Raw genomic sequence first — 21,629 nt, 5'->3', positions numbered from 1 at the left:
CATTAACTAACGTGGAGCAAGAAACATAAATAAGATCCGTACCACACACCTAAACAATCAAACTGTAGGCTGGCGCTGCACAACCGTGACTAGTTGAGTCAATATATGAACAATACCCCTGCCTTATTTATCCAGCGTCAATCCATTTGCCGGTAATGGCAGCGCCGTTTTATAACGGACTTGTTTCAGAGCAAAACTTGAACGAATGTTTGCCACCCCCGGAACTTTGGTCAAAAAGTCCATCATGAAACGCTCCAGCGACTGAATGGTCGGCACCAGCACCCGGATCAGGTAGTCCGGGTCGCCGGCCATCAGGTAGCACTCCATGACCTCGGGGCGGTCGGCAATCGCCTCTTCAAAATGCTGCAACGCCTCCTCTACCTGTTTCTCCAGGCTGACGTGAATGAACACGTTCACGTGCAGCCCCAGCAGGTCGGCATCGAGCAGCGTCACTTGTTCGCGAATCACCCCCAATTCTTCCATCGCCTTGACCCGGTTGAAACACGGGGTCGGCGACAAGTTCACCGAACGCGCCAGGTCGGCGTTGGTGATGCGCGCGTTCTCCTGAAGGCTGTTGAGAATGCCGATGTCGGTACGGTCCAGTTTGCGCATGAGACAAAACCACCTGTTTTTTATGTTTATGCAGGTTTTTTATCTGCAAATGATCTTTTGCGCAACGAAACAGAGAGAAATATTCTTCTGGGGCGGGCCTATGATTGTTGTAGGACAAGATTTCTTTTACCGAATGAAATCTGTCAGCTCACTACAAGAAATTCACAAGATCGAGCGTAGAAGCCATGACCCAAGCGTATGAACCGCTGCGCCTGCACGTCCCCGAACCCTCGGGCCGTCCAGGGTGCAAAACCGACTTCTCCTACCTGCACCTGACCGATGCCGGTACGGTGCGCAAACCCCCAATCGACGTTGAACCGGCTGACACGGCTGACCTGGCCCGTGGCCTGATTCGCGTGCTCGACGACCAAGGCAATGCCCTCGGTCCTTGGGCGGAAAACGTGCCCGTGGAGATCCTGCGCAAAGGCATGCGTGCCATGCTCAAGACCCGCATCTACGACAACCGCATGGTGGTCGCCCAGCGTCAGAAAAAGATGTCGTTCTACATGCAGAGTCTCGGCGAAGAAGCCATCGGCAGCGCCCAGGCCCTGGCCTTGAACATCGACGACATGTGCTTCCCGACCTACCGCCAGCAAAGCATCCTGATGGCCCGCGACGTACCGCTGGTCGACCTGATCTGCCAGTTGCTGTCCAACGAGCGCGATCCGCTCAAGGGCCGCCAGCTGCCAATCATGTACTCGGTCAAGGACGCCGGTTTTTTCACCATTTCCGGCAACCTCGCCACTCAATTCATCCAGGGCGTGGGCTGGGGTATGGCTTCGGCGATCAAGGGCGACACCAAAATCGCCTCGGCGTGGATTGGCGACGGCGCCACCGCTGAATCGGACTTCCACACCGCCCTGACCTTCGCCCACGTGTACCGCGCGCCGGTGATCCTCAACGTGGTTAACAACCAGTGGGCGATCTCGACCTTCCAGGCGATTGCCGGTGGTGAAGCCACCACCTTCGCCGGTCGTGGCGTCGGCTGCGGCATTGCCTCCCTGCGGGTCGATGGCAACGATTTCTACGCCGTGTATGCCGCCTCTGCCTGGGCTGCCGAACGTGCGCGCCGCAATCTCGGCCCGACCATGATCGAATGGGTCACCTACCGCGCCGGCCCGCACTCGACTTCCGATGATCCATCCAAATACCGTCCTGCCGATGACTGGAGTCACTTCCCGCTCGGCGATCCGATTGCGCGCCTCAAGCAGCACCTGATCAAGATCGGCCAGTGGTCCGACGAGGAACACGCTGCCGTAAGCGCCGAACTGGAAGCCGAAGTGATCGCCGCGCAAAAAGAAGCCGAACAGTACGGCACCCTCGCCGGCGGCCAGATTCCGAGCGCCGCGACCATGTTCGAGGACGTCTATAAAGAGATGCCGGAGCACTTGAAGCGCCAGCGTCAAGAGTTGGGGATCTGACATGAACGATCACAACACCAATATCGAGCTGGAAACCGCCATGACCACGACCACCATGACCATGATCCAGGCCCTGCGCTCGGCCATGGATGTGATGCTTGAACGTGACGACAACGTCGTGGTGTTCGGCCAGGACGTGGGCTACTTCGGCGGCGTGTTCCGCTGCACCGAAGGCTTGCAGAACAAGTACGGCACCTCGCGGGTGTTTGACGCGCCGATCTCCGAAAGTGGCATCGTCGGTGTGGCCGTGGGCATGGGCGCCTACGGTCTGCGCCCGGTGGCCGAAATCCAGTTTGCCGATTACGTGTACCCGGCGTCCGACCAGATCATTTCCGAAGCGGCGCGCCTGCGTTATCGCTCGGCCGGCGAGTTCACCGCACCGATGACCCTGCGCATGCCTTGCGGCGGTGGCATCTACGGCGGCCAGACCCACAGCCAGAGCATCGAGGCGATGTTCACCCAGGTTTGCGGCTTGCGCACGGTGATGCCGTCCAACCCGTACGACGCCAAGGGATTGCTGATTGCCTCCATCGAAAACGATGACCCGGTGATCTTCCTCGAGCCAAAACGCCTGTACAACGGCCCGTTCGACGGCCACCACGACCGCCCGGTAACCCCGTGGTCCAAGCATCCCGCCGCGCAAGTGCCGGACGGTTACTACACCGTGCCGCTGGACGTCGCCGCGATCACCCGTCCGGGCAAGGACGTCACCGTGCTGACCTACGGCACTACGGTGTACGTCTCGCAAGTCGCTGCTGAAGAAAGCGGCATCGATGCCGAAGTCATCGACCTGCGCAGCCTGTGGCCGCTGGACCTGGAAACCATCGTCAAGTCGGTGAAAAAGACCGGCCGTTGCGTGGTGGTGCACGAGGCCACCCGCACCTGCGGTTTCGGCGCCGAACTGGTGTCGCTGGTGCAAGAGCATTGCTTCCATCACCTGGAAGCGCCGATCGAACGCGTCACCGGTTGGGACACCCCCTACCCGCACGCGCAAGAGTGGGCGTATTTCCCAGGCCCGTCCCGAGTGGGCGCGGCGTTGAAACGGGTCATGGAGGTCTGAATGGGCACGCACGTTATTAAAATGCCGGACATTGGTGAAGGCATTGCAGAAGTGGAACTGTCGGTTTGGCACGTCAAGGTCGGCGACATGGTTGTCGAAGATCAGGTGCTGGCCGATGTCATGACCGACAAAGCGATGGTGGACATTCCGTCGCCGGTGCATGGCAAGGTGATTGCCCTCGGTGGCCAGCCGGGCGAAGTGATGGCGGTTGGCAGCGTGTTGATCAGCATTGAAGTCGAAGGCGCGGGCAACGTTAAGGCGTCGGCGCAACCGGACCCTGTTGAAGAAGTGCCGGTTGCAGCAGCGAAAGTCGAAACCGTGGTTGAACGCAAACCGGTCGCGGCCCCTGCGCCAAAAGCTGCCGTTTGCCAGGGCCCGATGGTCGCTCGCGAAGCCGACGAGCGTCCGCTGGCCTCCCCGGCCGTGCGCAAACATGCGCTGGACCTGGGCATCCAATTGCGCCTGGTGCGTGGCACCGGCCCGGCCGGTCGCGTACTGCACGAGGACCTCGACGCTTACCTGGCTCAAGGTCAGTCGAATGCTTCGGCACCGGTGGCGGCGGCTTACGCCCAGCGCACCGATGAACAGCAGATCCCGGTGATCGGCATGCGCCGCAAGATCGCCCAGCGCATGCAGGACGCCACCCAGCGTGCGGCTCATTTCAGCTACGTCGAAGAAATCGACGTGACCGCCGTGGAAGAGTTGCGTGCGCACTTAAATGAAAAACATGGCGCGACCCGCGGCAAGCTGACCTTGTTGCCGTTCCTGGTGCGCGCCATGGTCGTCGCCCTGCGCGACTTCCCGCAGATGAACGCCCGCTACGACGACGAAGCCCAGGTCATCACCCGCCTCGGCGCGGTGCATGTGGGTGTTGCGACCCAGAGCGATGTCGGCCTGATGGTGCCCGTGGTGCGTCACGCCGAAGCCCGCAGCCTGTGGGACAGCGCATCGGAAATCTCGCGTTTGGCCAGCGCCGCACGCAACGGCAAGGCCAGTCGCGACGAGTTGTCCGGTTCGACCATCACCCTGACCAGCCTCGGTGCTCTGGGCGGGATCGTCAGCACGCCGGTGCTGAACCTGCCGGAAGTGGCGATTGTCGGCGTGAACAAAATCGTCGAACGGCCCATGGTAATCAAAGGCCAGATCGTGATCCGCAAGATGATGAACCTCTCCAGCTCTTTCGATCACCGCGTGGTCGACGGCATGGACGCGGCGCAATTCATCCAGGCCATCCGTGGTTTGCTCGAACAACCCGCTACCTTGTTTGTGGAGTAAGGAATGCAGACTTTGAACACCACGCTGCTGATCATCGGCGGCGGCCCTGGCGGTTATGTGACGGCGATCCGTGCCGGCCAGTTGGGCATTGCGACCATTCTGGTGGAAGGCCAATCGCTGGGCGGCACCTGCCTGAACATCGGCTGCATTCCGTCCAAGGCACTGATTCACGTCGCCGAGCAGTTTCACCAGACGCAACACCACAACCAGCATTGCGCCTTGGGCATTAGCGTTTCGGCGCCGACCCTGGACATCACCAAGAGTGTCGAGTGGAAGGACGGCATCGTTGATCGCCTGACCACCGGTGTGGCGGCGTTGCTGAAAAAGAACAAGGTCCAGGTCGTTCAAGGCTGGGCCAAGGTCGTTGATGGCAAGACCGTGGATGTCGGCGACACGCGCATCCAGTGCGAGCACCTGGTGCTGGCCACCGGTTCCAAGAGCGTGAACCTGCCGATGCTGCCAATTGGCGGGCCGATTATCTCGTCCACCGAAGCCCTGGCGCCGACATCCGTACCGAAGCGACTGATTGTGGTCGGTGGCGGTTACATCGGCCTGGAGCTGGGGATTGCCTATCGTAAGCTTGGCGCCGAGGTCTGTGTGGTCGAGGCGCAGGAACGCATCCTGCCGGCCTACGACGCCGAACTGACTCAACCGGTGCACGACGAACTGAAAAAGCTCGGTGTGAAGCTTTACTTGAAGCACAGCGTGCAAGGCTTTGATTCGTCAAACAATACCTTGCAGGTTCGAGAACCGGACGGCGCGACCCTGAACCTGGAAACCGATCAGGTGCTGGTGGCCGTCGGTCGCAAGCCGAACACCCAGGGCTGGAACCTCGAAGCGCTGAACCTGGACATGAACGGCGCGTCGATCAAGATCGACCACCGCTGCCAGACCAGCATGCGCAACGTGTATGCCATCGGTGACCTGAGCGGCGAACCGATGCTCGCGCACCGGGCCATGGCCCAGGGCGAGATGGTGGCCGAGCTGATCAGCGGTAAATCCCGCGAATTCAACCCGACCGCCATTGCCGCCGTGTGCTTTACCGACCCGGAACTGGTGGTGGTCGGCAAGACGCCGGACGAAGCCAAGGCCGCGGGTTGGGACTGCATTGTCTCGAGCTTCCCGTTCGCCGCCAACGGCCGGGCCATGACGCTGGAATCGAAAAGCGGCTTCGTACGCGTGGTCGCCCGTCGCGACAATCATCTGATTGTTGGCTGGCAGGCGGTGGGCGTGGGGGTGTCGGAGTTGTCCACGGCGTTTGCGCAAAGCCTTGAGATGGGCGCACGGCTGGAGGACATCGGCGGCACCATCCATGCGCATCCGACGCTGGGTGAAGCGGTGCAGGAAGCGGCGCTGCGAGCGTTGGGGCATGCGTTGCACATGTAAATCCAGGCATGCGCCGGACCTGTAGGAGCCGGCTTGCCGGCGAAATCGTCGGATCAGTCGACAAACTTGTAGAATGAACGACCGCCTTCGCTGGCAAGCCAGCTCCTACAGAGAACGCAATCTGGGCTGCGAAATGGGCCCGGAATGAAGTATTGTTGTGCCCATCCGGAAAAACGTCAGAAGCCTTGAACCGTTTCGGCGGTTGTTAAGTGATAGAGGGTGTCATGGGTAACGAAAGCATCAATTGGGACAAGCTGGGTTTTGACTACATCAAGACCGACAAGCGCTATCTGTCGTACTTTCGCAATGGCGAATGGGACAAAGGCACCCTGACCGAAGATAACGTGCTGCACATCAGCGAAGGTTCCACTGCCCTTCACTATGGCCAGCAATGCTTCGAAGGCATGAAGGCCTACCGTTGCAAGGACGGCTCGATCAACCTGTTCCGCCCGGACCAGAACGCCCTGCGCATGCAGCGCAGCTGCGCCCGCCTGCTGATGCCGACGGTGGACACCGAGCAGTTCATCGAAGCCTGTAAAGCCGTGGTTCGCGCCAACGAGCGTTTCATTCCGCCGTACGGCACCGGCGGCGCGCTGTACCTGCGTCCGTTCGTGATCGGCGTGGGTGACAACATCGGCGTGCGCACTGCGCCCGAGTTCATCTTCTCGATCTTCTGCATCCCGGTCGGCGCCTATTTCAAGGGCGGCCTGACCCCGCATAACTTCCAGATCTCCAGCTACGACCGCGCCGCGCCACAAGGCACCGGTGCCGCCAAGGTCGGTGGCAACTATGCCGCCAGCCTGATGCCGGGTTCCAAGGCCAAGAAAGCCCACTTCGCCGACGCGATCTACCTGGATCCGATGACCCACACCAAGATCGAGGAAGTCGGTTCGGCCAACTTCTTCGGGATCACCCACGACAACAAGTTCGTGACCCCGAACTCGCCGTCGGTACTGCCGGGCATCACCCGCCTGTCGCTGATCGAACTGGCCAAATCGCGTCTGGGCCTGGAAGTGATCGAAGGCGACGTGCTGATCGACAAACTGTCGGACTTCAAGGAAGCCGGCGCCTGCGGCACCGCTGCCGTGATCACGCCGATTGGCGGCATCAGCTACAACGACCACCTGCACGTGTTCCACAGCGAGACCGAAGTCGGCCCGATCACCCAGAAGCTCTACAAAGAGCTGACCGGCGTGCAAACCGGCGACATCGAAGCGCCAGCAGGCTGGATCGTCAAGGTCTGACCTGACGCCAGCCACAAAAAAGCCCTCCATCGGGTGACCGATGGGGGGCTTTTTGTTGCCAGCGAGGCGCCTGTCCTGACACACCGCAGCACTGTAGGAGCCGGCTTGCCAGCGAAGGCGGTGTGTCGGGCGATGTGGATGTTGGATGTGCCAGCGAAGGCGTCCTCAAAACCACACAAAATCCAAAACCTTTTTCGCCAGCAAGCTGGCTCCTACAAGTCTTGAACGTGCGGATTCCGCTGTTTCGTGAAGTTTCGTCCGAGTGAGGCTAGAAAGGTTCAAGCGGCGACATTTAATGCTTAGATACAACATTTAATGAAAAATTTCAGAGCGGTCCTACATCCAAGTAAATACAGGTGTAATAACTTTGTCTCCGCTCTGAATGCTGAGACAAGGATACAAACTGTGCGTGAAAAGGACATTCCGAAAGTGTGGGGCCCCTCCTACCGGTGATGGGCATCACCGAACGGAATCGTCGCGTTGTTGGCTCCCTCCAATCTGGGCGATAGTGCCTTGTACACGGAGGATCAGCTCAGGGAATTGAAGCACGCACGTACGCGCGTACGATTGCGAGTCGAAGAGCAGCAGGACGGCACGTTGAAAGGTTATGGTTTCAACACCCAGACGCGTCGCGAATGGGAGATGATTCCAGTCGTAACCTTCAAGGCTCAGGGTTCCGAATACATAGCTGATTTCGGCAGCGGAATAACATTGATTTGGACCCCTGCCACCGATCCGAGCTCAACGTCCCCAGTTCCACCACTCGAAGCTCCTCCGCGAGCACCTCATATATGGATCTATCCGCCTACCCCAATGGCTGACAGCATTATCGTCAACCCGATATATCCTCCCGAATACAAAGATTTCATTCTCGTATTTCCATCGGGTTCGGGCATAAAGCCGCTTTACATCGTCTTTTCATTGGAATTTGATGCTGCCAGCTACCACGGCAAAACTGATTCGGCTATCAAAAGTAAAGGTCCAGCAAATGGGCAGGATGCACTAGATAACTCGGTGCAGGTAAAACCAACATCACCTCGCCGAATTTCCGTAGATCCGGAAACTGGAGAATTCGTCGTTTTTGACCGTACAGGGGGGGACGTTTACCACGGTCACGTCAGACCTTGGGATAAACTCCATCAAGACATGAAAAACGCATTGATTAAGGCTCAAAAAGTCGACAATAAAGGCAACGTTCTCGGAGCTAAAAAGTGACCCGTATCTACCAGGATCCTTCAGTCAATCACGATGAAGCCGTACGCCTTCTCGCCAGTCATCTAGACGCAAACGTTGTCCATGCGCTGGTCTCGATTGGCCTCAATGAAGAGGATCGCGTCTGGGCTCAGGACACCTGCCTTGGTTATCTCGAAAGCGGATCCGAGTCTGAAACGGCTGCTGCCGTCACGGCGCTTGGACACATTGCTCGCAGGTTTGGTGAGATTAATCTTGATAAAGTCACTCCAGCATTTGAACGGGTGAAGTTGAAGTTTCCATCATTGGAAGCAATCACTGCGGACACGCTTGATGATATCGAGATGTTCACCTGATCCACCGAGGTCCGCAGTGGTTGACGCTCAACCCAACACCCCAACCCGCTCCGCATCCGGCCAGAACAACGCCGCCTGCCCCATGTGCTGCCCCTGATGATCGACCAGCGTCCACATCTTGCCTTCATGAATCATGAAGGCATTGCCCTGCCGATCTACCCGATAACCGCTGTAGCCGTGCGCGATGCCATGGGCCGTAACCTGTTCCAACAAGGTCTGGCGCAGGGCGCGGTCCAGAGGTGAGGCGCTGAACCTTGAGGGCATGCCGAGAAATTCCGAGCGCGGGTATTTGAAGCACGCCAGCGCCTGTTCATTGCCGTAGAAGAACAGCGGATCGACTTCGGTACCGTGGGCCAACAGGCTGTAAGGCGCGTGGGCGTGCAGCCAGTGCAGGCGTTCAGGTGTGCTCAGCGCCGGAGGGGATGGCAGCTGTTCGCCAGTCCAGTGCCGATAGGACGCATCCAGCCGCTCAAGCGCGGTGGCGTACTCGTGCTCGCGGTCAGTCATCGCGCGTCAGCACTTGGAGCAGTTCAATTTCAAAGATGAGATTGGAATTCGGCGTGATCTTGCCCAGGGTGCGTTCGCCATAAGCCAGGTGCGCCGGCACCAGCAGCTTGCGCTTGCCGCCGACCTGCAGGCCGATGATGCCCTGGTCCCAACCCTTGATCACGCGACCGGTGCCGATCACGCACTGGAACGGTTTGCCACGGCTGTAGGAAGAGTCGAACTCGGTGCCATCCTCCAGCCAGCCACGGTACTGGGTGGTGATCAGTGCGCCTTTTACCGCGGCTTTTCCGTCACCCGCCTGAAGATCGATTACCTGAAGCTCGTCATTCATTGGATTCACTCGTATGCTCATTCGCCCTAAAGGGGCTGATGGGCGTCGTTTTCCCAGATTTACCCTCGATTGGCAACCTCCGGGGCCTGCATGCGCTGGGTCAAAAGGGGTCGGCTGAACTTTTAAAATCAACCATTACCCGTACGGTTCACTGTCCTGATGGCCATCCCCGAATGATCCTGCTCTGGACCAGCGTCCTCTTTGGTTTGCTCGCGCTCACCCTGGTCATCGTGTTGATCTGGCGCGAACGCTCGCTGCAGCAGCAACTGGCGGAACATCGCGCGATCATCAGCAGCCTGTCCGAGAGCCGCAACATCCACCAGGACGGCGATGCAGAGCGCTTCAAGCGCAGCCAGTATTTCGCCCGGATTGGCACCTGGGACTGGGATGTCGACACCGACCGGTTGTATTGGTCGGAGGCGATTTTCGGCATGTTCGGGTTCAAGATCGGCGAGGTCACGCCCTCCTACGCGCTGTTTTGCTCCTGCGTGCACCCGGACGACCGGCTACGGGTTCGCGCCGGCGAGTTGCGTTGCCTGGAAACCGGCGAAAACCATGATGAGGAATACCGCGTGGTCTGGCCCGACGGCACCCTCCGCTGGCTGCGCGAGACCGGTAATGTGGTCAAGAATGAGCAGGACGACACCATCAAGATGATGGGCGTGGTGCGCGACATCACCGAAGAAAAGGCCTCGGCCAACCATCTCAAGCACCTGGCCCATTTCGATCCGCTGACTGGCCTGCCCAATCGCCTGGTACTGGAAGAGCGCCTGTCCGAAGCACTGGAGCTTGCGCGCCAGAGTGCCAAGCGGGTGGCGCTGGTGTTTGTCGACCTCAATGGTTTCAAGGCCATCAACGACCGTTATGGCCATGCCGCCGGCGACCGCGTGCTGGTCACCACCGCCACGCGGCTCAAGCGTATCCTGCGCGGCACCGACACAGTCGCCCGGATCGGCGGCGACGAATTCGTGGTCATCCTCCAGAACCTGCCTCCAGGCAAAAGCCTGCAAGACGAAGCGCGCACCATTTGCCAGAAAATTTTCGTCGAACTCTCCCCGCCTGTCGCCGTTGGTAACGACCAGCGCCACATCGGCACCAGCCTCGGCGTCGCGGTATTCCCCGACCACGCTCCGAGCATTGACCGCTTGCTGCACATTGCCGACCTGGCGATGTACGAGGCCAAGCGCAGCGGCAACAATCAGTACCGGTTGGGCGGCGAAACGCAGAGTCATTCGCGGGTTTGAATGCAACCGCCGGGCCACGCACGGGCCCGCCATTGAATGCATTGATCCGCCTCACGCATCAATGCATGCCAACAATGCAATTAACATATCGATGCCCCTGCTCCACTATCCGCCTCAATAAGAACCGTGCGCAGCGTCCAGTCGGCACACGTCATAAAAGCGGTGGAGTACACGTCAAATGACAGCATCAATCCAACGGCCCGCGACTGCCGGTCGCTCCCGGGCCAGTGCGATTTTCCGGGTCACCTCGGGTAACTTCCTCGAACAGTTCGACTTCTTCCTTTTTGGTTTCTATGCCACGCAGATCGCTGGCGTATTCTTTCCGGCCAGCAGCGAATTCGCCTCGCTGATGATGACCTTCGCGGTGTTCGGCGCAGGCTTTTTGATGCGTCCATTGGGCGCCGTGGTGCTGGGTGCCTATATCGACGACGTTGGCCGTCGCAAAGGCTTGATCGTGACCCTGTCGATCATGGCCAGCGGCACCATACTGATTGTGCTGGTGCCCGGCTACGAAACCATCGGTCTGTTCGCACCGGCCCTGGTGCTGATCGGACGGCTGCTGCAGGGTTTTTCCGCCGGCGCGGAACTGGGTGGGGTTTCGGTGTATCTCGCCGAAATCGCCACCCCCGGCCGCAAGGGCTTTTTTACCAGTTGGCAGTCGGGTAGCCAGCAAGTGGCGATCATCGTCGCCGCCGCACTGGGCTATGCCTTGAACCAGTGGATGGCGCCGAGTGTGATTGCCGATTGGGGTTGGCGGATTCCGTTTTTCGTCGGTTGCATGATCGTGCCGTTCATCTTTTTGCTGCGCCGCAACCTGGAAGAAACCGAAGCGTTCGCCACCCGTAAACATCGCCCGAGCATGGGTGAAGTGTTCCGCACCCTGGGGCAAAACTGGGTAATTGTGTTCGCGGGCATGATGATGGTCGCCCTCACCACCACTGCGTTCTACCTGATCACGGTGTACGCGCCGACCTTCGGTAAAACCGTGCTGCACCTGAGTACAGCGGATGCGCTGCTGGTGACATTGCTGGTGGGCGTCTCGAACTTCATCTGGCTGCCGATTGGCGGCGCCCTCTCTGACCGTATCGGTCGCCGACCGGTGTTGATCGCCATGGCCTTGCTGGCCATCGCCACGACCTACCCGGCGCTGACGTACCTGGTCAACGCGCCAAGTTTCCTGCACATGCTGCTGGTGTTGTTGTGGCTGTCATTCATTTATGGCCTGTACAACGGCGCGATGATCCCGGCCCTTACCGAGATCATGCCGGTCGACGTGCGGGTCGCCGGTTTTTCCCTGGCCTACAGCCTGGCCACCGCAGTGTTCGGCGGATTCACCCCGGCGATGTCGACCCTGCTGATCCAGTACACCGGCGACAAGGCGGCGCCGGGTTACTGGATGAGCTTTGCCGCGGTGTGCGCCCTGTGCGCCACGCTGATGCTCTATCGCCGCGCCTCCAATCCCCTGCAACCGGTGGTTTCATGAACCTGCCTTTTATCGAGAACATGAACATGAACAAACGGTGCACATTTGCCGCCCTCGCGTTGGTGGCCAGCCTGGGCTTGAGCGGCATGGCCCAGGCCGAAGAGATCCGTGTGATGACCTCCGGTGGCTTCACGGCGGCCTACAAGATCCTCGGCCCGAAATTCGCTGCCGCCACCGGCAATACCCTCGACACCGAGCTCGGCCCCTCCATGGGCAAGGCGCCAGAGGCGATTCCCAATCGCCTGGCCCGCGGTGAACAAGCCGACGTGGTGATCATGGTCGGCTACGCGCTGGACGACTTGATCAAGCAGGGCAAAGTCGACCCGGCGTCCCGGGTCGAACTGGCCGATTCGCGGATTGGCCTGGTGGTTCGCGAAGGCGCACCGAAGCCCGATATCAGCTCCGTCGACAAGCTGAAGCAAACCCTGCTCGACGCTCAATCCGTGGCCTACTCCGACAGCGCCAGTGGCGTGTACATCGAGCAGCAGTTGTTCAAGCGCCTGGGCATCGAGGATCAGCTCAAGGGCAAATCGACGATGGTACCGAAAATCCCCGTGGGCTCGGTGGTTGCCACCGGCGACTATCAATTGGGCTTCCAGCAGGTCAGCGAATTGTTGCCGGTGCCGGGGGTGAGTTTCGTGGCGAAGATTCCGGAATCAGTGCAGTCGGTCACCCGCTTCGCCGCCGGTATCCCGGTGGGTGCCCGGCACCCGGCCGAAGCCCGGGCCCTGCTGGCATACATGGCCTCGGCCCAGGCTCAGCCGGACGTAAAAGCCACCGGGCTGGACTCGGTCAGTCGTTGAGAGCGGTTTGCGGGACTTTCATTTCCACCACCAGTCGCTCCAGTTCCAGTGCTGCCGGGGTCAATGTTCGACCCCGGCGCTTGATCAGTCCAACGCTGCGCATCACCTGCGGATCAGTCAGCGCCACCCGCGTCAGGATCGGGTGGTCCGCTGCCGGCATCGCCATCAACGGCACTGCCGCCACGCCCAGACCCGCCTCTACCAGACCGATCATGGTCGTCACATGACGGGTTTCGCAGACACTCGCACGCTTGGGCACCACGCCGGTCAGCGCCTGGTCCAGCAGAAAACGGTTACCCGAGGTTTTATCCAGCGAGATGTAATCCTGCTGATAAAATTCGTCCCAGGTCACGCTGCTACGCCCCGCCAGCGGGTGATCGCGCCGGCACGCCACCACATACCCTTCTTGCACCAGGGGTTCGAAGTCCACTTCGGCCTCCAGCGTACCCATGAAGCTCAGACCGAAATCCGCTTCGCCATTGACCACCGCGCTCAACACTTCGTGGGCACTGGAATCGAGAACCTTGACCTTGATCCGCGGAAATTGCCGGTGATAGTGCGCGATCACCCGCGGCATGAAGTAGTAGGCCGCCGACGGTACACAGGCGACGGTGACATGCCCGAGCCGGGTCGAGGCCACCTCGCTGATACCCAGCAATGCCACGTCCAGGTCGTCCAGCAGACGTTCGACGCTAGGGATGAAGCCGCGACCGGCCTGGGTCAGGCTGACCTTGCGCGTGGTGCGTTCAAACAGCTTCACACCCAGGGCGTTCTCAAGCTTTTCGATCCGCCGGCTCAGGGCTGGCTGGGAAATACGCACCGTATCGGCGGCCTTGCGAAAGCTGCCCTGCTCGACCACCGCACGGAAAGCCTGCAAGTCATTGAGGTCGAAATTGATGGCCATGGGGATTACTCGGGAACAACAGATCGATTGATCCGGTTATTCTATTAATGTAACCAATTGATGCAATGCTTTGTCGACGGGACTTCCGCCTTCACGAGCAGGCTCGGTCCCACAGGAACGCTCCCGCAGTGGATCTTCACTGAACCCAGCCTTAATTCTTGTCAGCCCGCTGTACCGAGTCCTGGAGTTTTCTCATGCCCCATGAAGGCAACCTGCTACAAGCCGCTGTCGTGTTCCTGATGGCAGCCGTGCTCATCGTCCCGTTGGCCAAGCGCCTGCAACTGGGGGCGGTGCTGGGTTACCTGTTCGCCGGCGTGATCATCGGCCCGTCGGTGCTGGGCCTGATCGGCAATCCGCAAAGCGTGGCGCACATTTCCGAACTCGGCGTGGTGCTGCTGTTGTTCATCATTGGCCTGGAATTGTCGCCGCGACGTTTATGGGTCATGCGCAAATCGGTGTTCGGCGTCGGTCTGGCACAGGTTTTGCTGACCGGCTCGGTGATTGGCGTGGTGGCGTTGTGGGTGTTTGCCCAGCCGTTGAACACGGCGATTGTCCTCGGCCTGGGCCTGGCGCTGTCGTCCACGGCGTTCGGCCTGCAAAGCCTGGCTGAACGCAAGGAACTGACCAGCCCCCACGGGCGGCTGGCGTTCGCGATCCTGTTGTTTCAGGACATCGCCGCAATCCCGTTGATCGCTATGGTGCCCTTGCTGGCGGGTGGCGATCACAGCACCACCGCCAGCGAAGACCTGAACCACGGCCTGCAAGTGTTGATCAGCATCGCGGTGGTGGTGATCGGCGGGCGTTATCTGCTGCGGCCGGTGTTTCGCGTGGTGACCAAAACCGCATTGCCAGAGGTTTCCACCGCCACGGCGTTGCTGGTGGTAATTGGCACGGCCTGGCTGATGGAACTGGCGGGTATCTCCATGGCCCTGGGTGCCTTCCTCGCCGGCCTGCTGCTGGCGGACTCCGAATATCGCCATGAACTGGAAGCCCAGATCGAACCCTTCAAGGGCTTGTTGCTCGGTCTGTTTTTCATCAGCGTTGGCATGGGTGCGAACCTCAGCCTGTTGCTGAGCATGCCCATTGCAGTGCTGGGCCTGACCCTGTTGCTGATCGCAATCAAGCTGCCGCTGCTGTTCGTTGTCGGTCGCCTGGCTGGCGGCCTGAACAAGGTCAGTGCCATACGCCTGGGCATTGTGCTGGCGGCCGGCGGTGAGTTTGCCTTCGTGGTGTTCAAGATCGGGCGCGATCATGGGTTGTTCGCCGCACAACTGTATGACCTGCTGGTGCTGACCATCACCCTGTCGATGGCCGTGACGCCACTGTTGCTGCTGGTGTGCGCCCGCCTGGTCAGCCCGAAGGTGCAACCGGTGGTTGTGCCGGAAAAGTTTCGGGAGATCGACGCCGACGCACCGCGGGTGGTGATTGCCGGCATGGGCCGCATGGGCCAGATTGTTTCGCGTATCTTGCGCGCGCAGAACATCAAGTTCGTGGCCCTCGACACCTCGGTGGAAACCATCGAGCTGTCCCGCAGTTTTGGCGGCGTGCCGGTGTTCTACGGCGACCCGATGCGCCCGGAAATCCTCCACGCGGCCAAGGTCGGTGAAGCCGAGTTTTTCGTGATTGCCACCGACGACCCGGACACCAACATCAAGACCGCCGAACTGGTGCACAAGCTCTACCCGCACATGAAAATCATCGCCCGTGCCCGTAACCGCCAGCACGTGCATCGGCTGATGGACGTCGGCGCGCACGCCGTGCGCGAGACGTTTTATTCGAGCCTGGAAATGAGCCGGCAAACGCTGATCGGGCTTGGGCTGACCCAGGCCCAGGCCGATGCGCGGATCAAGCGTTTCAAGCAGCACGACGAAGAGGTGCTCGAAGCCCAACATGCGGTGTATGACGACGCGGTGAAGGTGCTGCAAACGGCGCAGGAAGCGCGAGCGGAGCTGGCGAAGCTGTTTGAGTCGGATCAGCTGGAAGAGCAAGCAGGCAAGAATTGAGGTCAGTTTGAGAACCTCTTCGCTGGCAAGCCAGCTCCTACAAGTCCATCGCAATCCTGTAGGAGCTGGCTTGCCAGCGAAGAACGATAACGCGGTGTGATGGATCAACAACAATTACCAGGGAACCACCATGGCTGACCACCCTGCCCCCGCCCTCAAGGAAATTTTCAACGCCGAGCGCCTGCGGCACATCGCCACCGAGATGATGGCGGTCTACCCGGCGTTCGAGGCCAAGCGCTTCCTGACGCTGGCGCAAACCGGCCTGGCCGACCTCAGCGTGATGCAGCGCATGGCCCGGGTCAGCGAGTGCTTGCACGCCGTGTTGCCGCTGGACTATGAAGCGTCGCTGCAGGTGCTGCGTGCCCTCGCCCCGCGCCTGAACAGCGGCTTCGTCAGCATGTGCCTGCCGCAGTACGTCGCCAGCTATGGCGCCCACGCGTTCGACGTCTCGATGGACGCCTTGAAGTACTTCACCGCCTTCGGCTCTTCGGAATTCGCGATCCGCCACTTCCTGCGCCGCGACCTCGAGCGCTCGCTCGAATTGATGCACGACTGGTCCTTGGACGCCAACGAACACGTACGGCGCCTGGCCAGTGAAGGCTGCCGGCCGCGCCTGCCCTGGTCGTTTCGCCTGGAACCGGTGCAAGCCGATCCACGGTTGGCCGCCGGCATCCTCGACAACCTCAAGGCCGACCCCAGCCTGTATGTGCGCAAGTCCGTGGCCAACCACCTCAACGACATCACCAAGGATCATCCCGGGTGGGTGCTGGACCTGATCGAAGGCTGGTCGCTGGACAACCGGCACACCGCGTGGATCGCCAAACACGCCCTGCGCAGCCTGATCAAACAGGGCAACCAGCGGGCACTGGCGATCATCGGCGCAGGCGGCAAGCCTGAGATCGAAATTACCGATGTGAAAGTCGAACCGCCGGTGATTGGCCTGGGAGAGAAAATCACCCTGTCGTTCGCGCTCAAATCCACCGTTGAAAGCAGCCAGCGCCTGGTGATCGACTACGCCATCGATTACGTCAAGGCCAATGGCAGCACGTCGGCGAAGGTGTTCAAGCTCAAGGCATTGACGCTGCCCGGCAACGCCATCGAAACCGTCAGCCGTGGCCAGCAGATCAAGGCGTTGACCACGCGTCGGCATTATGCGGGGCGGCACCCGGTGCACATCATGGTCAATGGGCAGCGGTTGGCCAGTACGGCGTTCGAGATTCTCGGTTGAACCTCAGGATGTGAATTGGATGGGAAGCCTTCGCTGGCAAGCCAGCTCCTACAAGGGCAACGCATTCCAATGTAGGAGCTGGCTTGCCAGCGAAGGCGCCCGCTTAGACGCCGCCCAACAACAATGGCTGCTCGCGCTCACACAACTCCACCACGTAATCCCACAACACCCGCAACCGCACCGACTTGTGCAATTCACGCCGGGTACTGATCCAGTAGCTGCGCTGAATACTGTCATCCGGCAACAGCGGCACCAGCCCCGGGTCACCGCCGGCCATATAACAGGGCAACACGGCAATCCCCAGCCCTGAACGCGCTGCTTGCTGCTGGGCGATCACGCTGGTGCTGTGAAACACCACCTGCGGGTTGCGGCAAAAGCTGTTGAGGAACATCAGCTCCTGGCTGAACAACAAGTCATCGACGTAGCCAATCCAGGCATGACGCGCCAGGTCTTCGCGACTGCGCAGCGGTGGCGAGCGGTCGAGATAGTCCTGGCTGGCATACAACGCCAGGCGATAGTCCGTGAGCTTGCGGGTGACCAGCATGTCGGCGGCCGGGCGTTCGAGGTGGATGCTGATCTCTGCCTCGCGGTTGAGAATGCTGACAAAGCGCGGCACCGCCACCAGTTCCACTTCCAGCCCCGGATAGCGTTCGAACAAGCCATTCATGCGACTGGCCAGGAACATGATGCCCAGCCCTTCCGTCACCCCGACGCGGATCTTGCCCAGCGGCGCAGTGGACTGGGTGATTTCCTCCTGGGCCAGCAGCGCCACGTTCTCCATCGCCTCGGCGTGTTTGAGCAACGCCTCGCCAGCCGGGGTCATCTCGTAACCCTGGGCATGCTGGACGAACAACGCCGTACCCAGACTCTTTTCAATCGCCTCGATGTGCCGCGCCACCGTGGCATGGGTCGTGTTCAAGCGCCGGGCAGCCGTGAGCAAACGCCCGCTGCGCTGCAATTCGAGAAAAAACCGCAGGTCATTCCAGTCGAACATGAAGCGTCCTTGTGCTTTGGCGTTCGGGATGCTGTTTGAAAACGCACAGCGGCTGCGCAAAAACTAACATTCTTTTGACGAAAGCCAACCACTAGGATGACAGGCAACAAGAACAACAAAACGAGGTCAGGGATGCAAAATTCCCTCGATGAATTCGATTACGTCGTGGTCGGCGCCGGGCCGGCCGGGTGTTTGCTGGCCAATCGACTATCGGCCAATGCGCAACATCGCGTGTTGTTGCTCGAAGCCGGCGGCCGCGACAACTATGCGTGGATTCACATTCCCGTGGGTTACCTGTTCTGCATCGGCAACCCGCGCACCGACTGGTGCTTCAAGACCGAGGCACAACCCGGCTTGCAAGGCCGCGCCTTGAGCTATCCACGCGGCAAGGTGCTCGGTGGCTGTTCCTCGATCAACGGCATGATCTACATGCGCGGCCAGGCCGGCGATTACGATGGCTGGGCTGCCGACGGCAATCCCGGCTGGAGCTGGCGAGACGTGCTGCCGCTGTTCAAGCAGAGCGAAAACCACTTTGCCGGTGCCGCCGAATTTCACGGCGCTGCAGGCGAATGGCGGGTCGAACGCCAGCGCCTGTCATGGCCGATTCTCGACGCCTTCCGCAGCGCCGCCGAACAGAGCGGTATCGCCAACCTCGATGACTTTAACCAGGGTGACAACGAAGGCTGCGGCTACTTCCAGGTCAATCAGAAGGCCGGCATCCGCTGGAACGCGGCCAAGGCGTTTCTGAAACCGGTGCGCCAACGTCCCAATCTCACCGTATTGACCGGGGTCGAAGTCGACCGCGTGCTGCTGGACAACGGCCGCGCTTCGGCGGTCAGCGCTCGCTGGCAAGGCCAGGCGAAAACCTTCAAAGCGCGCAAGGAAATCATCCTGTGTGCCGGCTCGGTCGGTTCGCCGGGCATCCTGCAACGCTCGGGCATCGGCCCGCGCCCGTTGCTGGAGCGGCTGGGCATTGGCGTCGCCCATGAACGGCCAGGCGTTGGCGGCAACCTGCAGGATCACCTGCAACTGCGGCTGATCTACAAACTGGAAAACGCCCGCACCCTGAACCAGATCGCCGGCAGCCTGTGGGGCAAGATGGGCATGGGCCTGCGCTACCTGTATGACCGCAGCGGCCCACTGTCCATGGCCCCGAGTCAACTCGGCGCGTTTGCCCGTTCGGGGCCGGAACAGACCTCGGCCAACCTCGAATATCACGTGCAACCGCTGTCGCTGGAGCGCTTTGGCGAACCGCTGCATGCGTTCCCGGCGTTCACGGCTTCGGTTTGCGACCTGCGCCCGCAGAGCCGCGGCCGGGTGGAAATCCGCTCGGCTAATCCGCAAGAAGCACCGCTGATCCAGCCCAACTACCTCAGCCACCCGGAAGATTTGCGCGTCGCCGCCGACGCCATCCGCCTGACCCGGCGCATCGTCGCCGCGCCAGCCCTGCGCGCCTTCAATCCGGTGGAATACCTGCCTGGCGACAGCCTGCAAAGCGAAGAACAACTGCACGAAGCCGCCGCGCGAATCGGCACCACGATTTTCCATCCGGTGGGCACCTGCCGCATGGGCAACGACGCCGATGCCGTGGTCGATGCGCAACTCAAGGTCCGTGGCATCCCTGGCCTGCGCATCGCCGATGCTTCGATCATGCCGCGCATCACCTCGGGCAACACCTGCTCGCCAACATTGATGATTGCCGAGAAGGCGGCGCAGATGATCCTCACCTCCGCTGCAAACACAATCCCTGTAGGAGCGAGCCTGCTCGCGATGACGGAATGACAGTCAACATCTTCGTTGATTGACCCACCGCCATCGTGAGCAGGCTCGCTCCCACAAGGACCGCATCAGATTCACGGACATCGAGCATTACCCCTGAAATGGAATACGCAACACCAGTGGAACAACAAAAAAAATCACTGTGAGGGATACCGGTATGTCAGAACACGTTCAGCCCCTGGAAGCCGTGCGCAGCGCCGGTACCAGTCACGATACGCAGAAAGTCATCTTCGCTTCGTCCCTCGGGACAGTCTTCGAGTGGTATGACTTTTTCCTCTACGGCGCCCTCGCGGCAGTGATCAGCAAGCAGTTCTTCGCCGGTGTCAACGACACCACGGCGTTCATCTTTGCGCTGATGGCGTTCGCCGCCGGCTTCATCGTCCGGCCATTCGGCGCGCTGGTGTTCGGCCGATTGGGGGACATGATCGGACGCAAGTACACCTTCCTCGCGACCATCATCCTCATGGGCCTGGCGACGTTCTGTGTCGGTCTGCTGCCGACCTACGCCAGCATCGGTATCGCCGCGCCGATCACCCTCGTGGTGCTGCGCATGCTCCAGGGCCTGGCCCTTGGTGGCGAGTACGGCGGCGCCGCCACTTACGTCGCCGAACACGCGCCGATTGGCAAACGTGGTTTCCACACCAGTTGGATTCAGTCCACTGCGACCCTCGGCCTGCTGCTGTCATTGCTGGTGGTGCTGGGCTGCCGCTACTTCACCGGCGATCAGTTCGAAGTCTGGGGCTGGCGCATCCCGTTCCTGTTTTCCATCGTGCTGCTGGGCATCTCGACCTGGATTCGCCTGAGCCTTCACGAGTCGCCGGCCTTCGTGAGAATGAAAGAGGAAGGCAAGCTGTGCAAGCAGCCGATTCGCGATTCCTTCGGCAAATGGGAAAACCTCAAGGTGGTGCTGATCGCGCTGTTCAGCATCAATGCCGGGCAAGCGGTGACCTTCTATGCCGCGCAATTCTACGTGCTGTTCTTCCTCACCCAGTTCCTGAAAATGGACCCGGCGCTGGCCAACGGCTTGCTGATTGTCAGCGTGATCATCGGCGCACCGTTCTTCATTTTCTTTGGTTGGCTGTCGGACAAGGTCGGACGTAAACCTGTGCTGATGCTCGGCCTGCTGCTGGCCACCGCGCTGTACTTCCCGATCTTCAAGACCCTGGCCCACTACGCCAACCCCGCCATCGACCAGGCCAGCCGCCAGGCGCCGATCACCGTGATGGCCGACCCGGCCACCTGCACCTTCCAGTTCGATCCGGTGGGCAAGGCCAAATTCGACAGCCCGTGCGACAAGGTCAAGACCTTCCTGGTCAAGCAAGGCCTGCCGTATCACAGCGCCGTCGCGCCGGCGGGCAGCGGTGTGCAGGTGAGCGTCGGCGATGTGAAGATCGATGGCTTCGACGAAGCCGCCTTGCGCGGTGCCGTCACGTTGGCCGGGTATCCGTCACAAGCCGACCTGCAACAGATCAACAAACCGATGATCGTCGCGCTGATCGTCGCGCTGATCATCATTTCCGCCATGTGCTACGGCCCGCTGGCCGCGTTGATGGTCGAGCTGTTCCCGACCCGCATCCGCTACACCTCGATGTCCCTGCCCTATCACATTGGCAACGGCTGGTTCGGCGGCTTCCTGCCAACCGTGTCGTTTGCGTTGGTGGTGTACACCGGGGATATTTTCTACGGGCTCTGGTACCCGGTGGTGATTACCGCGGTGAGCCTGGTGGTGGGGATGCTGTGCCTGCGTGAGACGCGCAACGTCGACCTCGACAAGAACTGATTAACCGCCGTGGCGAGGGAGCAAGGCT

General features: G+C 60.5%; 18 protein-coding genes and 1 pseudogene. 14 read left to right on the top strand and 5 right to left on the bottom strand.

The window, feature by feature from the left end; genetic code table 11:
• Nucleotides 1–123 precede the first annotated feature (123 nt).
• Complete coding sequence (bkdR, locus tag J1D76_RS09355) at nt 124–612, bottom strand: Bkd operon transcriptional regulator BkdR (protein WP_421138024.1); 489 nt, start codon at nt 610–612, stop codon at nt 124–126.
• A 185-nt stretch (nt 613–797) separates the two neighbouring features.
• On the opposite strand from bkdR, the gene J1D76_RS09350 reads away from it, so the two are divergent.
• The 7 genes and pseudogenes from J1D76_RS09350 (at nt 798) to J1D76_RS09320 (ending at nt 8,545) form a co-directional block, all read left to right on the top strand.
• Nucleotides 798–2,033 carry a 3-methyl-2-oxobutanoate dehydrogenase (2-methylpropanoyl-transferring) subunit alpha gene (locus J1D76_RS09350; protein ID WP_421138023.1) on the top strand — a complete coding sequence of 412 codons (1,236 nt, stop codon included), beginning with the start codon at nt 798–800 and terminating at the stop codon, nt 2,031–2,033.
• A gap of 1 nt (nt 2,034) precedes the next feature.
• Nucleotides 2,035–3,093: an alpha-ketoacid dehydrogenase subunit beta gene (locus tag J1D76_RS09345; protein ID WP_421138022.1), complete on the top strand. Its 1,059-nt coding sequence runs from the start codon at nt 2,035–2,037 to the stop codon at nt 3,091–3,093.
• Entirely contained in the window at nt 3,094–4,368 is a 1,275-nt protein-coding gene (locus J1D76_RS09340; RefSeq protein ID WP_421138021.1) for a dihydrolipoamide acetyltransferase family protein, read from the top strand.
• Between the two features lie 3 nt (nt 4,369–4,371).
• Entirely contained in the window at nt 4,372–5,754 is a 1,383-nt protein-coding gene (gene lpdA, locus J1D76_RS09335; protein ID WP_421138020.1) for a dihydrolipoyl dehydrogenase, read from the top strand.
• 224 nt (nt 5,755–5,978) lie between these two features.
• Entirely contained in the window at nt 5,979–6,998 is a 1,020-nt protein-coding gene (locus J1D76_RS09330; protein WP_421138019.1) for a branched-chain amino acid aminotransferase, read from the top strand.
• Between the two features lie 468 nt (nt 6,999–7,466).
• A pseudogene (locus tag J1D76_RS09325) lies at nt 7,467–8,213 on the top strand (S-type pyocin domain-containing protein); the annotation flags it as partial.
• Nucleotides 8,210–8,545 (top strand): hypothetical protein, encoded by a 336-nt coding sequence (locus J1D76_RS09320; RefSeq protein ID WP_421138018.1) that lies wholly within the window; start codon nt 8,210–8,212, stop codon nt 8,543–8,545. The pseudogene J1D76_RS09325 and the gene J1D76_RS09320, both read left to right, overlap by 4 nt.
• 27 nt (nt 8,546–8,572) lie before the next feature.
• Here J1D76_RS09320 and J1D76_RS09315 read toward each other — a convergent pair whose 3' ends face one another.
• On the bottom strand, nt 8,573–9,052 hold the full coding sequence (locus tag J1D76_RS09315) for an MEKHLA domain-containing protein (protein WP_421138017.1): 480 nt from the start codon (nt 9,050–9,052) through the stop codon (nt 8,573–8,575).
• The gene (locus J1D76_RS09310) at nt 9,045–9,383 is read right to left on the bottom strand and encodes an FKBP-type peptidyl-prolyl cis-trans isomerase (protein ID WP_421138016.1); all 339 of its coding nucleotides are present in this window, start codon (nt 9,381–9,383) and stop codon (nt 9,045–9,047) included. The genes J1D76_RS09315 and J1D76_RS09310 overlap by 8 nt, the downstream gene beginning before the upstream one ends.
• Nucleotides 9,384–9,556: 173 nt before the next feature.
• On the opposite strand from J1D76_RS09310, the gene J1D76_RS09305 reads away from it, so the two are divergent.
• From J1D76_RS09305 to J1D76_RS09295, 3 genes are all read left to right on the top strand, one after another.
• Nucleotides 9,557–10,627, top strand: a complete 1,071-nt coding sequence (locus J1D76_RS09305) for a diguanylate cyclase domain-containing protein (RefSeq protein ID WP_421138015.1) — start codon at nt 9,557–9,559, stop codon at nt 10,625–10,627.
• Between the two features lie 178 nt (nt 10,628–10,805).
• Nucleotides 10,806–12,110: an MFS transporter gene (locus J1D76_RS09300; RefSeq protein ID WP_421138014.1), complete on the top strand. Its 1,305-nt coding sequence runs from the start codon at nt 10,806–10,808 to the stop codon at nt 12,108–12,110.
• 26 nt (nt 12,111–12,136) lie between these two features.
• Nucleotides 12,137–12,913 (top strand): substrate-binding domain-containing protein, encoded by a 777-nt coding sequence (locus J1D76_RS09295; RefSeq protein ID WP_421138099.1) that lies wholly within the window; start codon nt 12,137–12,139, stop codon nt 12,911–12,913.
• Here J1D76_RS09295 and J1D76_RS09290 read toward each other — a convergent pair.
• A complete protein-coding gene (locus J1D76_RS09290; RefSeq protein ID WP_421138013.1) occupies nt 12,903–13,817 on the bottom strand; it encodes a LysR family transcriptional regulator in 915 nt (304 codons plus the stop codon). The genes J1D76_RS09295 and J1D76_RS09290 overlap by 11 nt on opposite strands.
• Nucleotides 13,818–14,011: 194 nt before the next feature.
• On the opposite strand from J1D76_RS09290, the gene J1D76_RS09285 reads away from it, so the two are divergent.
• Both J1D76_RS09285 and J1D76_RS09280 read left to right on the top strand, forming a co-directional pair.
• Complete coding sequence (locus J1D76_RS09285) at nt 14,012–15,820, top strand: monovalent cation:proton antiporter-2 (CPA2) family protein (RefSeq protein ID WP_421138012.1); 1,809 nt, start codon at nt 14,012–14,014, stop codon at nt 15,818–15,820.
• 130 nt (nt 15,821–15,950) lie between these two features.
• Nucleotides 15,951–17,048 (top strand): DNA alkylation repair protein, encoded by a 1,098-nt coding sequence (locus tag J1D76_RS09280; RefSeq protein ID WP_421138011.1) that lies wholly within the window; start codon nt 15,951–15,953, stop codon nt 17,046–17,048.
• A 103-nt stretch (nt 17,049–17,151) separates the two neighbouring features.
• Here the strand turns inward: J1D76_RS09280 and J1D76_RS09275 are convergent, their stop codons facing one another.
• Entirely contained in the window at nt 17,152–18,042 is an 891-nt protein-coding gene (locus J1D76_RS09275) for a LysR family transcriptional regulator (RefSeq protein ID WP_421138010.1), read from the bottom strand.
• A 132-nt stretch (nt 18,043–18,174) separates the two neighbouring features.
• Here J1D76_RS09275 and J1D76_RS09270 point away from each other — a divergent pair, with 132 nt between their 5' ends.
• Together J1D76_RS09270 and J1D76_RS09265 are read left to right on the top strand one after the other, a co-directional pair.
• Nucleotides 18,175–19,824, top strand: coding sequence for a GMC family oxidoreductase (locus tag J1D76_RS09270; RefSeq protein WP_421138009.1), 1,650 nt, complete (start codon nt 18,175–18,177; stop codon nt 19,822–19,824).
• A 154-nt stretch (nt 19,825–19,978) separates the two neighbouring features.
• Complete coding sequence (locus J1D76_RS09265) at nt 19,979–21,601, top strand: MFS transporter (protein WP_421138008.1); 1,623 nt, start codon at nt 19,979–19,981, stop codon at nt 21,599–21,601.
• Nucleotides 21,602–21,629: the final 28 nt, after the last annotated feature.

The sequence above is a fragment of the Pseudomonas sp. NFX15 genome (assembly GCF_049132105.1).
Classification (GTDB): Bacteria; Pseudomonadota; Gammaproteobacteria; order Pseudomonadales; family Pseudomonadaceae; genus Aquipseudomonas.
The sequence above is the reverse complement of the archived record's forward strand: the minus strand, read 5'-3'. Positions and strand labels throughout refer to the sequence as shown.